15 protein-coding genes are annotated in these 15,307 nt (G+C 38.4%); 13 read left to right on the top strand and 2 right to left on the bottom strand.

Annotated features, from left to right (window positions below; translation table 11 throughout):
* The first annotated feature begins 36 nt into the window (after window positions 1-36).
* The 12 genes from PPA04_RS03705 (at window position 37) to PPA04_RS03650 (ending at window position 10,986) form a co-directional block, all read left to right on the top strand.
* On the top strand, window positions 37-477 hold the full coding sequence (locus PPA04_RS03705) for a Fur family transcriptional regulator (protein ID WP_057783234.1): 441 nt from the start codon (window positions 37-39) through the stop codon (window positions 475-477).
* Between the two features lie 112 nt (window positions 478-589).
* The gene (locus PPA04_RS03700) at window positions 590-1,072 is read left to right on the top strand and encodes a hypothetical protein (protein WP_057783236.1); all 483 of its coding nucleotides are present in this window, start codon (window positions 590-592) and stop codon (window positions 1,070-1,072) included.
* 19 nt (window positions 1,073-1,091) lie between these two features.
* The gene (locus tag PPA04_RS03695) at window positions 1,092-1,958 is read left to right on the top strand and encodes a DUF6681 family protein (protein ID WP_057783238.1); all 867 of its coding nucleotides are present in this window, start codon (window positions 1,092-1,094) and stop codon (window positions 1,956-1,958) included.
* A gap of 198 nt (window positions 1,959-2,156) precedes the next feature.
* The gene (locus PPA04_RS03690; protein ID WP_057783240.1) at window positions 2,157-2,897 is read left to right on the top strand and encodes an amino acid ABC transporter ATP-binding protein; all 741 of its coding nucleotides are present in this window, start codon (window positions 2,157-2,159) and stop codon (window positions 2,895-2,897) included.
* 14 nt (window positions 2,898-2,911) lie between these two features.
* The gene (locus PPA04_RS03685; protein ID WP_057783242.1) at window positions 2,912-3,745 is read left to right on the top strand and encodes a transporter substrate-binding domain-containing protein; all 834 of its coding nucleotides are present in this window, start codon (window positions 2,912-2,914) and stop codon (window positions 3,743-3,745) included.
* Window positions 3,742-4,380, top strand: a complete 639-nt coding sequence (locus PPA04_RS03680) for an amino acid ABC transporter permease (RefSeq protein WP_057783244.1) — start codon at window positions 3,742-3,744, stop codon at window positions 4,378-4,380. The genes PPA04_RS03685 and PPA04_RS03680 overlap by 4 nt, the downstream gene beginning before the upstream one ends.
* Before the next feature lie 13 nt (window positions 4,381-4,393).
* Window positions 4,394-5,047, top strand: a complete 654-nt coding sequence (locus tag PPA04_RS03675; RefSeq protein WP_057783246.1) for an amino acid ABC transporter permease — start codon at window positions 4,394-4,396, stop codon at window positions 5,045-5,047.
* A 250-nt stretch (window positions 5,048-5,297) separates the two neighbouring features.
* A complete protein-coding gene (locus PPA04_RS03670; protein ID WP_057783248.1) occupies window positions 5,298-6,296 on the top strand; it encodes an ABC transporter ATP-binding protein in 999 nt (332 codons plus the stop codon).
* The gene (locus PPA04_RS03665; RefSeq protein ID WP_057783250.1) at window positions 6,296-7,243 is read left to right on the top strand and encodes an ATP-binding cassette domain-containing protein; all 948 of its coding nucleotides are present in this window, start codon (window positions 6,296-6,298) and stop codon (window positions 7,241-7,243) included. Before PPA04_RS03670 ends, PPA04_RS03665 begins: the two co-directional genes overlap by 1 nt.
* A gap of 4 nt (window positions 7,244-7,247) precedes the next feature.
* A complete protein-coding gene (gene opp4B, locus PPA04_RS03660) occupies window positions 7,248-8,207 on the top strand; it encodes an oligopeptide ABC transporter permease (RefSeq protein ID WP_057783252.1) in 960 nt (319 codons plus the stop codon).
* A gap of 12 nt (window positions 8,208-8,219) precedes the next feature.
* The gene (locus tag PPA04_RS03655) at window positions 8,220-9,113 is read left to right on the top strand and encodes an ABC transporter permease (protein WP_057783254.1); all 894 of its coding nucleotides are present in this window, start codon (window positions 8,220-8,222) and stop codon (window positions 9,111-9,113) included.
* A gap of 106 nt (window positions 9,114-9,219) precedes the next feature.
* Window positions 9,220-10,986, top strand: a complete 1,767-nt coding sequence (locus PPA04_RS03650) for an oligopeptide ABC transporter substrate-binding protein (RefSeq protein WP_057783256.1) — start codon at window positions 9,220-9,222, stop codon at window positions 10,984-10,986.
* Window positions 10,987-11,092: 106 nt separating this feature from the next.
* Here PPA04_RS03650 and PPA04_RS03645 read toward each other — a convergent pair whose 3' ends face one another.
* Complete coding sequence (locus tag PPA04_RS03645; RefSeq protein WP_057783259.1) at window positions 11,093-11,995, bottom strand: magnesium transporter CorA family protein; 903 nt, start codon at window positions 11,993-11,995, stop codon at window positions 11,093-11,095.
* 17 nt (window positions 11,996-12,012) lie between these two features.
* Window positions 12,013-13,347 carry an APC family permease gene (locus tag PPA04_RS03640; RefSeq protein ID WP_057783261.1) on the bottom strand — a complete coding sequence of 445 codons (1,335 nt, stop codon included), beginning with the start codon at window positions 13,345-13,347 and terminating at the stop codon, window positions 12,013-12,015.
* A 361-nt stretch (window positions 13,348-13,708) separates the two neighbouring features.
* Between PPA04_RS03640 and PPA04_RS03635 the strand changes: the two genes are divergently transcribed.
* Complete coding sequence (locus PPA04_RS03635; RefSeq protein ID WP_307723902.1) at window positions 13,709-15,229, top strand: peptide ABC transporter substrate-binding protein; 1,521 nt, start codon at window positions 13,709-13,711, stop codon at window positions 15,227-15,229.
* Window positions 15,230-15,307: the final 78 nt, after the last annotated feature.

The raw sequence follows: 15,307 nt of genomic DNA, 5'->3' as shown, positions 1-15,307 counted from the left end.
GAGTAATTATTACTATTTAAAGTTAGGGGAACAAACATGGATACAAAAGTAGCACAAGCCATTGAAATTTTACAACAAAACCATTTTAAAATAACGAAACAGCGACAGACACTTATTGAAATTATGGCACAACATGAAAATCATTATGTGGATGTGACCCAAGTGGATGAACAAATGCGATCCAATTATCCGAAGATGAGTCATAATACGGTTTATCGTAATTTGAAGGAATTCGAACAGATTGGTTTAGTGGAACAAATTATTAAAGGTGAACACGCTCAGGTAAAATACCAGTGTGATGTGACGCATCAACATCATCATCATTTTATCTGTACCAACTGCGGCAAGGTTGAAGAAGTTGAAATGTGTCCTTTAGATTTTTTTGAGCGTCAACTACCGGGTTACCAAATTTCTGGTCATCGCTTCGAACTTTACGGCTTATGTGCAGATTGTGCAAAAAAAATTGGGACTGTTTAAGGCTTTGTTTACAAATTTAAAGAATTAATATGGATTTAATGTTTAGTCTTTAAAATGACAGTGAATTTGTTAAAGTTTAACTAACCATTTAAAAAGGGGAGGAGAAGAGGCTATGGCATATCGAACGCCACCATTTATTACACCATTTGCAATTGTAAGTATTTTGATTGCACTGAGTGCCACTAATGTTGTGGTAAATAAGGTGACTGGCACAACAGACGGTGGAGCTGTGAGTGCGCAAACAGAATCAGTCAATAAGGCTTCATCATCAAGCAAGAGTAATAAAGATTCTTCAAAAAAGGAAAGTTCAGATAGTAGCAAAGAAAGTAGTTCCAGCGAGGATAGTTCCAGTAGCTCTTCTGATCCAAGTAGTTCGTCTAGTTCGTCAAGCTCTGATGCGACGCAAAGTAGTTCGACGGATAGTTCATCCGCAAATTCTGCTTCAAGCACTTATTCAAGCAGTGCGTCTACAGCAAAAAAGGCAAGTAGTTCAGCGGCTACCCAGTCGTCTAGTGCTGCTAGTTCAACCACTAAAGCAAGTTCGTCAAGTAGTAGCACCCCCACAACTACAACGCAGGATAATACAGACGATTAATTGGAAGGAGTGATGGAAATTGTTTACAGTCATTGATATGATTAACCACTATTTAGGGTATATTAATGTCAACTTAAAACTAAAAAACCGGATTTATACAATTATCGGATTTGTTGGTAATTTCTATATGTTGTACCTGGCTTTCCGTTTCTTCGAAAATGGTCGTTGGGTGCGAGGTTTAGGATTTATTGCGATTTTTCTGATTTTTCTATATTTCCTGATCATGAATATCTTTTTTTATTTCACAAAAAAGGCACCGCCATTTGATATTTCGCCTAAAATCGAAAAATTATTAGGTGGAAAACCACGTGAAGTTTCAGAAAATGAAGAGTTACGTCAACGTTTGCATCAACATGAACGTGGTCGTCGCGCAATTGTGCCATCAACTGGTATCTTTGAAAAAAACACAATTTTACCTGCGACAATTAAGTCGACGCAACGCGAAGTATACAATATTAATCAGTTGGCTGAACAAATGATTCAAAATAATTTTGCAATGGCAGATTATGAAGGCCTTTCGGATGATGAAATTATTACGCATCTGCAGGATTCAAATGATTCAGCAGTTTATGCAATTGGCGAAGGAATTCCGTTTCCATATTTTGAGCTCCGTGAAGAAAACGGCGAGGCAAATATTTATGCAGGTATGAATCAAATGAATTTATACCGGATCGGTCACGTTGCTAGTGTAGGATTGTCTAATTATTTTGATGCGAAAAAACAGTATCAGCTTTATCTGGCACAGGCCGTTTTGATTGGCGGTCAACGTAAATTTGCCGGGCGCTCAACCTTGATGACCGAGGAGTCACCATATGCTGCAAAAATTCAAATGGCGTATCAAAAACGAGATAATAATGGAACTCAAACAAGACGTAGATCGTACTAGATTTTGGTTATTGTTTGATAAATAAAAAAGGAAATCTGTTGAATTGACCAAAATTTTGACAGGTTCTTTTTTGTACTTTAAAATTGATATAATGGAAGTATGTATTACAGTATGTAATCTGGGGATGAACACAAATTTTCTGGTATTCCAACCGCAGAGTGCTAACGTAATACATAGAAAGAAAAAGAGGTAAGACTAATGTCAATGATCGAATTTCACGATGTCGAAAAGTACTATGGAAAATTTCACGCACTGCATAATATTAATTTAACGATTGAAGCGGGAGAAACTGTGGTTTTAATCGGTCCTTCTGGTTCAGGTAAAAGTACTTTGATTCGAACAGTTAATGGTCTGGAACTTATTAATAGTGGGCAATTAATCGTTGATGGCTTTGATTTAGCCGACAGAAAAACGGATATGAACAAGATTCGGAAAAATGTCGGGATGGTTTTCCAGCATTTTAACCTCTATCAAAATAAGACGGTGCTTGAAAACATCATGATTGCACCGCGAATTGTCTTGAAACGTAATGAAACTGAGAATAAAAAAGTGGCAATGGAGCTTTTAGATCAGGTTGGTTTGGCGGATAAAGCGGATAGCTATCCTGCACAACTATCTGGTGGACAATCACAACGAATTGCGATTGCGAGAAGTTTAGCTATGCATCCTAAGTGTATTTTATTTGATGAGCCAACGTCCGCACTGGATCCTGAAATGATTGATGATGTTTTGAATGTTATGAAGGATATTGCTCGCGATTCCAGTATGACCATGTTGGTGGTTACGCATGAAATGGGATTTGCCCGTGAAGTGGGAGACCGTGTTATTTTTATGGCTGATGGTCGGATTTTGGAAGATGACTCTAAAGAAAGTTTCTTTGATGGCCAGCCAACAAATGAGCGTGCCCGTCAGTTCCTTAGCAAAATTATTAAGCACTAGAGGGGGCATTAAGCATGAAAAAATTAATACGTTATTTAGTCTTGCTCACCTCACTGTGCTTACTAGTTTTAGTACTTAGTAGTTGTGGGACGAAAAAAGCTGCTAACCAAAGTGTTTTGAGCCGCGCCAAGCAAACAAACACGATTGTCTGGGGAGTTAAAGCAGATACCAAATTGTTTGGACTGATGGATGTTCAGGATTCTCAAATTAAGGGTTTTGATGTTGACATGGCCAAAGCAATTACCAAACAAATTTTGGGACCTTCAGGTAAAGCCAGCTTTATTCAGGTATCTAGTCAAACTCGAATTCCTCTGTTAAAAAACGGTAATATTGATGCCGTAATTGCAACCATGACCATTACCCCAGATCGGGAAAAGGTGGTTGATTTTTCTAATCACTATTTCAATGCCGGCCAGTCATTGTTGGTCAAAAAGGGAAGTTCAATCAAAAGTGTCAAAGATTTAAATGTATCGGGTACCCAAGTTCTGGCGGTAACTGGCGCTAATTCTGTAGCTAATTTTGAAAAAGTAGCGCCTAAAGCTAAGGTTCTGGAATTACAAGATTATGCCCAAGCCTTACAGGCATTGAAATCTGGGCAAGGGAAGGCATTAACTACGGATAACGGCATATTGCTAGGGATGGCAGTTGAAAATCCTGGGTATAAAGTTGTCGGTGGTGCCTTTACAAAAGAGCCATATGGAATTGCAGTTAATAAGGGGCAAAAATCCTTTGTTAACCAAATTAATGTGGCTTTGAAAGAACTTCGTAAAAACGGGCAGTATAACAAAATTGTTAAAAAGTGGTTTGGTAATATCGCTGGATTTGACTATAAGGAGGCAGAAAAATGATTAGTATAATCGCAAATCATTGGCAAGATCTTCTGTATGGTTTAGGCCAAACCCTATTGTGTAGTATTTTAGCCCTATTTTTTAGTTTGATCATCGGATCGTTTTTCGCTATTTTTGAAGTGGTGCCAAGTAAAACTTTACGGGTGATCGCCAGAATTTATATTGAAGTTTTCCGGAACATTCCTTTATTGGTTATTACCATGTTCTTTTACGTGGTCATTCCCATGTTTTTTGTGAAGGTAAATGGGTTCACTGCCGGAACAATTGGGCTAACCATTTACACTTCGGCATTTATTGCAGAAACGGTGCGTTCAGGGATTCAATCCGTGGACTCTGGACAAATGGAAGGCTCTCGCGCAAACGGGATGACATTCACTCAAGCTATGCGTTACATTGTTTTACCACAAGCATTTAGAATTGTCATTCCACCATTGGGTAATCAGTTTATTAATCTGGTGAAGAATTCTTCTGTACTTGCCTTCGTAGCTGGTTTTGATTTGATGTATCAAGGCAATACAATTGCTTCTACAAGTTTTGATACGTTAAACGCGTATTTTGTGGTGGGTGTTTTGTATTTAATCATCACCATGCCGTTAAGTTATTACATGCGCTATCTCGAAAAACGATTGGATTAGGGGGTGAAGAAAAATGCAAAACTTTATTAATGCGTATTCTTGGGTTGACCTCCGTTATTTATTAGAGGGTCTGTGGATTACAATTGAAGTTTCGGTCATCTCGATTGTGTTTAGCTATATTTTAGGTGCTATTCTGGGGTTGATTCGGTACATTAAGGTGAAATACTTATCTGCCATTGTCGGCTTTATCATTGATTTAATCCGAAATTTGCCACTGCTGTTGATCATCTTCTTCACCTACTTTGGGTTACCAAACATTGGCATTCGTTTAAATCCAATTTGGTCGTCCATTTTGGCAATGAGTATTTTCGAGTCTGCAATGTTAGCGGAAATTATTCGAAGTGGTATTGGCGCTGTAGATTCAGGCCAAATGGAGGGTGCTCGTGCCAATGGATTAACTTATTGGCAAGCTATGTGGCATATTGTGTTACCTCAGGCTCAGAAAAAAATGATTCCAACGATTGTAAGTCAGTTTATTTCGCTGATTAAGGATACGTCATTGGCAACAATCATCGTTTTGCCAGATTTGATGTATCACGCGCAGATTATCTATGGGCAAAACAGTAATTACATTTTGCCAATGTTTTTAGCCTTGGCAGTGATGTATTTTGTGGTCTGTTATCTCCTTTCGATTTTGTCACACTATTTGGAGAAACGTTTGGCGTAAAAATTTAAAAATATTATCATATTTTTGTAACAAGACTCATAATATTAATTTATTATGAGTCTTTTTGTTGTATCTAATCATTTGAAATTTCCTATTGTTAACGGGATTTTGGCGAATTTATATAAGGCATAGTTGATTGTTAAATACAAAATAAAGGTTGAATTTTCATTTAGAAGAACTATAATATTATCAAATCTTAATTTTATTAATTGTTTTCTAATTAATTGCTAGAAGGAGGAGTCAGCGAAGTATGGGAGAAGAACTTTTAACGATCGATCATTTACACACAGCGTTCAAACATGGGACTGAATATTATGATGCTGTCGATGATGTTTCATTAAAAATACATAAAGATGAAATTCTGGCAATTGTCGGTGAATCAGGTTGTGGAAAAACAACCCTGGCTAAAAGTATTATTGGACTACATGATTTAAAAAGAACAAAAATTTCTGGACATATCGGGTTTGAAAATGAAGAACTAGTTGGTGCTTCACCTGCAAAGTTCGATAAATTACGCGGTAGTGAGATGGGGATGATTTTTCAAGATCCATTAGCTGCGTTGAACCCCTTAATGCGTGTTGAAGATCAGGTGCGTGAAGTGCTGGATTATCATACAAATTATTCTGCAGAAAAGAAACACAAAATTGTGTTGGAGTTATTAGACCAAGTTGGATTGGAGAATCCAGAACGTGTTGCTCGTCAATTTCCCCATGAGCTATCTGGTGGGATGCGTCAACGGATTATTATTGCGATTGCAATTGCGTGCAAACCTGAATTAATTATTGCTGATGAACCAACTACAGCTTTGGATGTGACGATACAGGCTCAAATTTTGGATCTACTTCGAACGATTCAGACACAAAACCATGCAGGTATCATTTTAATTACCCATGATCTTGGAGTTGTGGCTGATACAGCAGATGAAGTTGTCGTCATGTATGCGGGCCAGGTGGTTGAACGAGGAAGTGTTTCTCAAATTTTTAATCATCCATTGCATCCATATACGCGCTCATTACTGAAATCAATTCCACAAGCAGATCATCCAGGAGATCGCTTGTATGCGATTGAAGGCTCAGTACCACCATTAACAAAGATGCCACATGATGGTTGTCGTTTTGCACCAAGAATTCCATGGGTTCCTGAGAGTGCTCATGAAAAAAAGCCAACAATGCATGAACCAGAAGAGGGTCACTATGTTTTGTGTACCTGTTATCAAAGTTTTAAATTTGAGAATGGGGAGGCCGTCTAATGAGTTTAGTTGAAATTAAAGATTTAAAAGTTCATTATCCAATTCGTTCCGGTTTTTTTAATCGTATTCATGACTATGTATATGCGGTTGATGGTGTCAATTTTGAAATTGAACCGGGGCAAACGTACGGATTAATCGGCGAAACGGGATCCGGGAAAACGACGATTGGTCGTTCCATAATCGGTTTGGAAAAAATAACATCCGGTCAGATTTTATTTAATGGAAAAGATGTTTCGACTAAACGAGAACGAAAAGCCGTTCATTACAATCGCGATGTGCAAATGATTTTCCAAGATTCTTTATCAAGTTTGAATCCTAAAAAACGAATTTACGATATTATTGCAGAACCTTTGCGAAATTTCGAAAAATTAAGTGATACAGAAGAAAAGCATCGTGTTCGTGAATTACTAGATACAGTTGGTTTGGGAGATGACGACCTTTTCAAATATCCATTTGAATTTTCAGGTGGTCAACGACAACGAATTGGGGTCGCCAGAGCAATTAGTACCAATCCTAAGTTAGTCATTGCTGATGAACCTGTTTCTGCGTTGGATCTTTCGGTTCAAGCACAGGTTTTGAATTACATGCAAGAAATTCAAAAGCAATTCAATATTAGCTATTTGTTTATTTCCCATGATTTAGGGGTTGTGCGTCACATGTGTGACAGCATGGCGATTATGCATCGTGGCCGTTTCGTTGAGTTAGGAACGCGGGATGATATTTATAATCATCCACAACATATTTATACCAAACGCTTGTTAGCAGCAATTCCGGATATCAACGTGGACCAACGTGAGGTTCATCGTAAACATCGAAAAGAAGTTGAAAAGGTGTTTGATACGGAACAAAGTAGGTACTATGACAAGAACGGACGAGTTTTACCATTGCAACAGATTTCAGAAACACATTCGGTAGCTCTGCCAGAAGATCAAGTGAAGGGGGAGTGAGCTTATGTGGAAAACGATTTTACGACGGGTTGTAATTATGATTCCGCAAATTGTCATTTTGAGTTTGTTGGTATTCATTCTAGCTAAGTTCATGCCTGGTGATCCGTTTACTGGATCCATCACACCGCAAACCGATGCTTCTCAGTTACATGCGCTGAAGGTTCAAGCAGGACTGTATGATCCTTGGTACACCCAGTATGTTCATTGGGTGGTAAATATGTTCCATGGTGACTTTGGAACAAGTTATCAATTCAAAGAACCGGTCATGGCCGTAATTGGTGGTCGTGCGGTTAATACCTTATGGCTGTCATTATTCACAGTTATCCTAACTTATCTAATTGCCATCCCACTAGGATTACTAGCGGGACGTTACGAAGATACAAATTTGGATCGGGGAATCATGTTTTTTAACTATGTGACGTATGCCATTCCACTGTTTGTTTTCTTGGTTCTGGGCCTTTGGTTGTTTGGCTATGTGTTAGGGTGGTTTCCAAGTGGTGGTTCCATTTCACTGAGTGCTAATGGATTTTTCGGAAATGCACTAAGTCGACTTTATCATATGATTTTACCTGGTGTTTTGACAGCCTTACTATCAACGACAAGTACCGTTCAATACCTTAGAAGTGAAATTGTAGATCAAAAGCATCAAGATATGGTTGCAACGGCTCGAGCAAAGGGTGTTCCCGAGCGAAAAGTGTTTTCACGTCATATTCTAAGAAATTCGCTTTTGCCAATTGCTGCATTTATGGGATATTCCATTACAGGCTTGTTAGGCGGTTCTGTCTTCGTTGAACAGATCTTCGTATATCCCGGGATGGGACAGCTATTCCTAAACTCAATCAGTAATCGTGATTTTTCAGTGATCACGGCCTTAGTTATGATTTATGGAATCTTGGCATTATTTGGAACTTTGTTGTCAGACATCATTATGAGTATTGTTGATCCAAGAATTCGGATTAAATAGGAGGGAGCTAATATGACAAATTCAAAGGAAACACAAGCTGTCAAAACTCCCTCAACGATGAAGGTGATTTGGCAAGAATTTCGCCATGATCGTGTGGCTATGTTTTCACTGGTTTTCACAATTGTGTTGATTTTAGGTATTTTTATCTATGCAGCAAGTTTGAATCTTGAAAAAGTGACGAATGTTAATATCTTTGCCCAGTATGATAAACCTGGACAGGATGGTTTTCTTCTCGGTGCTGATGAGGGTGGCCGTGATGGCCTGAAAATGTTAGTTATTGGAGCTCGAAACTCAATTATGATTGGTTTTGCAGTTACAGTTATTTCATCACTTTTTGGAATTATTTACGGTATGATTTCAGGCTTTTATGGTGGTTGGTTGGATAACGGGATGATGAGAATTTACGATTTCATCAATATCTTACCGGAAATCATGATCATCATTGTGTTAGTCACAATCGTCCCAAAATATAATTCTTGGACATTTATTATCATCATGTCTTGCTTTATGTGGCTAAGCACCGCCCGATTAATTCGGAGTAAGGCGTTAGCTGAATCAAAACGTGATTATGTTTCGGCTTCGCGAACGTCAGGTACCAGTGATTTTAAAATTTTGTTTCGGGAGGTCTTACCTAATTTAAGTTCCATTATTATCGTTGATACGACCCTAAGTTTTGCAGGAAATATCGGAATTGAAACAGGATTAAGTTTCTTAGGATTTGGGCTGCCTGACAGTACACCTAGTTTAGGAACTTTAATTAGTTACGCGCAGGATCCAGATGTCATTGGTAGTAAGCCTTGGGTGTGGTTACCGGCGGCTGTTATTATTTTAGTTTTGACACTAAGTATCAGTTACATTGGTCAAGCCTTAAGACGGGCAGGCGATGCTCAGCAGCGGCGTGGTTAGGTTTGTAAATTCACTGAGAGAAGGGATGCTCAAATTAAAGAGATAAAAGAGTTATTCGTTTTACTAGAGGAATGATGTAAAAAATTACATAAAAGGGGAGATACGTATGAGTAAAAAATGGAGCGTATGTGCAGTTGCTGTATTGGCAGCACTCACTTTGGCAGCTTGTGGAAATAGCAAGTCAGCCTCAAGTACAAGTTCAAGCAAACCAACATTGCCACTTAGCTATTCATCAAAGAAATCAGCAATTAAGGGTGGTACTTTGAAGGTCGCTGAAGTTAACACAGCCGCATTTAAAGGAATCTGGGACAATGCTTTAACCACTAATGTTGAAGATGCGGACATGATGCAGTATGGGAATGAAAGTCTTTTTGCGACAGATAAAAACTTTAAGATTGTTAATGGTGGTGCTGCTAACTTAAAACTTAACCCAAAAGCTAAGACGGCAACTATTAAGATTAATCCAAAAGTTAAATGGTCAGATGGCAAGCCTTTAGTTGCCCAGGATGTGGCTTATGCCTATAAAGTTTTAGCTAATAAAGGGACTGCTTCTCAATATTATACTGGGAGTATTGCAAATATTAAAGGAATTGCTGCTTATCACGCTGGTAAAGCAAAAGATATTTCTGGTGTTCAGATTAAAAACAAGCGCACTGTAGTTATCCACTTTAAAGTCATGAAACCTGGAATGAAGACTTCTGGAAATGGTTATTTCTGGGAAAATGCGGAACCATATCACTATATCAAGAATGTACCATTTAAGAAATTGGCAAGTTCTGACCAGATTCGTAAACATCCTTTGTTCTTCGGACCATTTAAACTTGCAAAAGAAGTTTCTGGTGAATCTGTTAAGTGGGTACCAAATACTTACTACTACAAGGGTACTCCTAAGTTGAAGGAAATTGATATGCAGGTTGTTTCACCTGATTCTATTGCGGCTGCTTTAAAAGCACATAAGTATGATGTTACTTATGGACTTGGCTCCTCGACATATGGGAAGGTTAAGAACACCTCTGGGTATACATTTACTGGAAAACAGGCATTATCTTATGATTACCTTGGTTTCAACTTAGGCAAATATGATGCTAAGACTGGTAAAAATGTGATGAACAAGAACTCAAAGATGGCTGATCCAAGTCTTCGTAAAGCTATTGCTTATGCTATGAATATTGATGCTGTTGAGAAGAAATTTAGCTATGGTTTAGGTAGTCGATTGACAACCCTCATTCCATCTGCTTTCTCTAAGTATCAAGATAAGAGTGCTAAAGGATTTCCTCTAAACATTAAGAAAGCCAATGCACTTTTGAATAAAGCTGGATATAAGAAGGGTAAGGATGGTTACCGGACTGATCCTAAAGGTAAGAAGTTAACGATTCACCTTGCTGAAATGCAGGGGAATTCTAACACTCAAGCTATTGTTAAGAACTATATTCAACAATGGAAGAAGGTTGGCCTTCGCGTCAAATTGACTGACGGCCGTCTCTTGGATATGAATAACTTCTATGAAAAAGTTCAAGCCAACTCAAGTGATGTTGATATGTTCGAAGCTGCTTGGGGTCTTTCAAGCGAGCCATCACCAATGGACTTGTATAGTGAAAATGCACCATTTAACATGGGTCGTTTTGTTTCAAAAGAAAATACAAAGCTTTTGAACGATATCGATTCACAAAAAGCCTTTAACACAAGCTATCGTGTTAATGCCTTCAAGAAATGGCAAGATTACATGAATAAAGAAGCTGCTTACGTTCCCGAAACTGAAGTTGTTCAATCTTACGCAGTTAATAACCGTGTTAAGAACTTCAGTTTGAGTAATGCGACTAAGGACTCCAACTGGGCCAAAGTTGAAGTCACATCTAACAGCTTATCGAAATAAGTTTAGCCAACCCCTGAATGACACAGCTGTTAGATGAAAAATAAATAACCTACCAGAGATTAACTTGATCTCCGGCAGGTTATTTTTTTGATAATAAATACGAATTTTATACGGAATGATGATTATGCAAATAAATAAGCAAGGCCAGCATCAAAATGCCAGTGAGAACTAAGGACGCCAACCAGGCTAATGAACCATTGGCGAGTGGTAAATGCATGTTCATCCCGTAAAAGCCACTGACAATAGGGGGAACGGCCAATAAGAGCGACCAAATTGTCAGGAATCGCATAATTTCGTTCAAATTATTATTGATCAAGCGATCAAAGGTGTCACTTAATTGTTCGACACTTTCAGAAATCAGCCCAATCATTCGATCGGCTTGATTAGTTTCCAACTGTACGTTATGCAATTTACGATTACATTTTTTATCAAACGGGACATCCGTACCTTGTGGAATTGATTTAATTTCTTCAAAGCAACTGGCATTTTCCTGGATAGCCGAGCGAAGGTACACAGCATCTTGATTAATCAAAGTTAAATCATCAAGATGTTTCATTTTACTTCTTGCACTTAAATGACTTTGAATTTGGTCGGCTTGGTATTCCAGTTTTGAAACACGACCGATATACTTTCGCACGATCGGTAAAATAAGATCTAAAAGGAAAGCCATCCGCTTTTCATAACTTTGTTGCCACAACGATTCAATGGTTTCATTGATGACTTCCATTTCTGAACTGGTAAAAATAAAAAGTTTATGATCATAAAAGATTACAGAAACTGGCTCAGAATGAGACGAACCTTTTATAGGTGCCCAGAAAACCATGAGGACATAATTATTTTCCGTGCCAATTTCGATGCGTGCCGGTTCGTCCTTATCATCCACATATTCAAGCAGAGGTGCGGGAACACCAAATTTATCTATTATTTGCTGCTTTTCCGATTCACTACAATCTTGAACGTAAGTTAAATCAAATTTATGTTTTTGATCTGCTGAATAGCTATTGAGCAATGTGAGAACCTCCAGTGTTAGACTTGATTTCGATAATGATGCTTACAGTAATAATATACTGGAAAACCAACTAAAACAAATACAAAGGAGAAGAGGACACCAACAATGTCAGATTGAATTTCGCTGACAATAACAAACAAAGAGCCAAGAATAGCCACAATTGGTGTAAACGGAAATAGTGGTGTGCTAAATGGTCGCTTTAAATCTGGGTTACGTTTGCGAAGAAGGAACGCACCAACAAAGGTCATGACATAGAAACAATAAACGGTAAAAATACACAATTCAGATAGCCGGTCAGCGTTGAAAAAGAGAATCATGATGGCCGAAATTGAGACCGTAGTCAAAACAGAGATAATCGGTGTCTGAGTATTTCGGTTGAGGTATGAAAGTTGTTTTGCAAAGGGTAACTCATGATCGCGGGCCATGGCATACATAATTCGCGGAAACGTCATAATTTTGCCGTTCATACAACCCACAATGGAAATGATGATCCCAATACTCAATATTTTTCCGCCAATCGCACCAAAGTCTTTTTCTGCCATATAAGGAATTGCACCAATTCCTAGTTTGTGAATTTGAGTGGCAGGCATGCTCCGAAAAACGCCGAAGCTTACTAACATGTAAATTCCAAGGACCAATACAATTCCTAACGTAATGGCTTGAGGTAGGCGCTTTTCTGGATTCTTGATTTCATCACCTAGGTTAGCAACCAAAATCCAGCCATCAAAAGCAAATAGTGTGGCCAGAATTGCCACACCGAAATTTCCAGCTGATTGATGAACACTGGAGAAAGTTTGTGCAAAGGCGTCTTCTTTACCATAGAATAAACCAAACCAAATAAGTGCAATAACAGGAACTAATTTGCAAATTGTTGTGACAATGGCAAAAGTGGCACCGTATCGGTTGGAAAGAAGATTAAGGCCAGCAACGAGAACAACCGCAATTAGTGCAATTGGCACCGTCCAGTTTTGCGGCATGTCAAAGAAATCAACGAGGAGAATGCCAAGGTAAGCCGCTAGTGAAGCAATCATGGCCGGACCATAGATAATGATTTGCATCCAGCCAGAGAGAAATCCCCAAACCTTCCCGTAAATTTTTTCCATATAGTAGTAAAGACCACCAGTTTTAGGCATTTGGGAGGCAATCTCAGCAATGGTAAGGCCAGCAGTCAAGGTGATGATACCACCTGCAAGCCAAGCTAACATGGCATTTGTGGTGGAACCTGCATCATCCAAAACGGCGGCCTGGCGGACAAACACGCCAGAACCAATGATCGTTCCGATAACAAGTGCGAGTGCGGACCAAAGGCCGAGTGACCGGTTAAGGGTTACTTCGTCTTTTTCATTGTTCATTAAGAAAACCTCCTTAAAATTTGATTTAAGTAATATTGTAACTTAAATGTGAATTAGTCACAAGTTGGTAGACCGCTGCGTTCAAGCTTACTGCAGGTCACAAAAACAATGCGCCCGTGAAGCTGATTAGTACGCCGAAATGAGTATATTTTCATATTAATATAAAAATATGAATAAATATTCAGATATTAGTTGAAATATCCAAAAAACGTGTATATAATAAATCCTGTTAATAAAAACAGGGGAGTTAAAACGTATGAAAAAACAAAATAATTTAAAAATTTCGGCAATTGGGGTTTTAATCGCACTCACATTAGCGGGTTGTGGAAGTAAAAAGGCCAGTTAAACAGAAGTTGTGAATATGTCAACGGGGACGGAAATCACAACGCTTGATTCGTCAAAAGCGATTGATGACACGAGTTTAACCCAAATTTCCAATTTTAATGAGGGACTATACCGGATAGGAAACAAAAGTAAGATTTTACCAGGGATTGCGAAACAGGTAACGGAATCGAAGAATGGAAAAAAATATATATTTACTCTGAGAAAAGATGCAAAGTGGAGTAATGGTGATAAAGTTACGGCGCAAGACTTTGTGTATGCTTGGCAGCGAACAGTAAATCCGAAGACGGCATCTGAGTTTGCTTACCTGTACTCAGGAATTCATAACGCCGATAAAATTTCGGCAGAGAAAGCGTCAGTTAAAACGCTAGGCATCAAAGCCACTGGCAAGTACAAATTGACTGTTACTTTAGATACACCGATTCCGTATTTTAAACTCTTGATGGGATTTCCAAGTTTCTTCCCACAAAATCAAAAAGTGGTTGAAAAGTATGGTAGTAAATACGGATCAAGTTCCAAGGATATGGTTTACGACGGACCATTTATACAAAAAGGGTGGACAGGTAGTAATTTGAGTTGGAAGATGATTAAAAATCCTAATTACTGGGATAAGACCAGTGTCAAACTCACGCAAATGAATTTTCAGGTAATTAAAGATACAACTACAGGCCTGAATTTGTATAACAGCAAGAAGTTGGATGAAACAACGTTGTCTGGAAGTCAAGTTGCCCAATATAAGAACAACAAAAACTTTGTGAGTCGTAAATTAGCACAGACATCATACATTGAATTTAACCAAAGCAAAAATACAGTTTTGAAGAATAAGAAAATTCGTCAAGCACTATCTTTGGCGATTGACCGAGATCAACTTACTGGAAAGGTGCTTGCTGATGGCTCTGTCTCCGCAACAGGTTTTGTTTCAAGCGGTTTGATGACTGACCTCAACAACGGAAAAGATTTTGCTGCAGAAGCTTCCGTACCTTCAGGTGTTTCATATAATCTGCAGAAAGCAAAAAAACTCATGGCAGAGGGTCTGAAGGAAGAAAACAAAAAGACTTTAACTTTAGACTTACTGAATAATGATAGTGACGTGGGTAAAAAAGCATCTGAGTTTTTACAATCTGACTGGGAAAAATTGCCGGGGGTTAAAATCACTTTGACGAATATCCCGTACAAGTCATTTTTAACTGATGAAGCCAACAAGAAGTTTGATCTAGCTCTGTCAGGTTGGGCGGCTGACTTTTCCGATCCAATTTCATTTCTCCAAATTCTAACTTCTGATAATGCGCAGAATAATGGGAGCTGGAAGAATGTAGCTTTTGATAAGGCAATTGAAAAAGCTGATACTACCGATGCCACTAATCCTGAGAAACGATTTAAGGATATGATTCAAGCTGAGAAAATTTTGATGCAGGATCAAGGAGTAGCCCCGATCTATCAGAGTACGCAAGCACAACTGTGGAATCAGAATGTGAAGGGCCTTGTGCACAACTCGGCAGGCATTTACTATGATTATAAGAACCTCAATGTCACGAAGTAATAAAAAATCGTTAGCTATTTAGTTTGGTATTCGCGGTATTTTTACCAAATTCAAAGTTAACGATTTTTATTTGTCTAA

Source organism: Pediococcus parvulus (assembly GCF_007990205.1).
GTDB lineage: Bacteria > Bacillota > Bacilli > Lactobacillales > Lactobacillaceae > Pediococcus > Pediococcus parvulus.
The sequence above is the reverse complement of the archived record's forward strand: the minus strand, read 5'-3'. Positions and strand labels throughout refer to the sequence as shown.

Coding starts and splice junctions, on each gene's coding strand:
- PPA04_RS03705 (WP_057783234.1), top strand. CDS start 37: ATGGATACAAAAGTAGCACAAGCCATTGAAATTTTACAACAAAACCAT.
- PPA04_RS03700 (WP_057783236.1), top strand. CDS start 590: ATGGCATATCGAACGCCACCATTTATTACACCATTTGCAATTGTAAGT.
- PPA04_RS03690 (WP_057783240.1), top strand. CDS start 2,157: ATGTCAATGATCGAATTTCACGATGTCGAAAAGTACTATGGAAAATTT.
- PPA04_RS03685 (WP_057783242.1), top strand. CDS start 2,912: ATGAAAAAATTAATACGTTATTTAGTCTTGCTCACCTCACTGTGCTTA.
- PPA04_RS03680 (WP_057783244.1), top strand. CDS start 3,742: ATGATTAGTATAATCGCAAATCATTGGCAAGATCTTCTGTATGGTTTA.
- PPA04_RS03675 (WP_057783246.1), top strand. CDS start 4,394: ATGCAAAACTTTATTAATGCGTATTCTTGGGTTGACCTCCGTTATTTA.
- PPA04_RS03670 (WP_057783248.1), top strand. CDS start 5,298: ATGGGAGAAGAACTTTTAACGATCGATCATTTACACACAGCGTTCAAA.
- PPA04_RS03665 (WP_057783250.1), top strand. CDS start 6,296: ATGAGTTTAGTTGAAATTAAAGATTTAAAAGTTCATTATCCAATTCGT.
- opp4B (WP_057783252.1), top strand. CDS start 7,248: ATGTGGAAAACGATTTTACGACGGGTTGTAATTATGATTCCGCAAATT.
- PPA04_RS03655 (WP_057783254.1), top strand. CDS start 8,220: ATGACAAATTCAAAGGAAACACAAGCTGTCAAAACTCCCTCAACGATG.
- PPA04_RS03650 (WP_057783256.1), top strand. CDS start 9,220: ATGAGTAAAAAATGGAGCGTATGTGCAGTTGCTGTATTGGCAGCACTC.
- PPA04_RS03640 (WP_057783261.1), bottom strand. CDS start 13,347: ATGAACAATGAAAAAGACGAAGTAACCCTTAACCGGTCACTCGGCCTT.
- PPA04_RS03635 (WP_307723902.1), top strand. CDS start 13,709: ATGTCAACGGGGACGGAAATCACAACGCTTGATTCGTCAAAAGCGATT.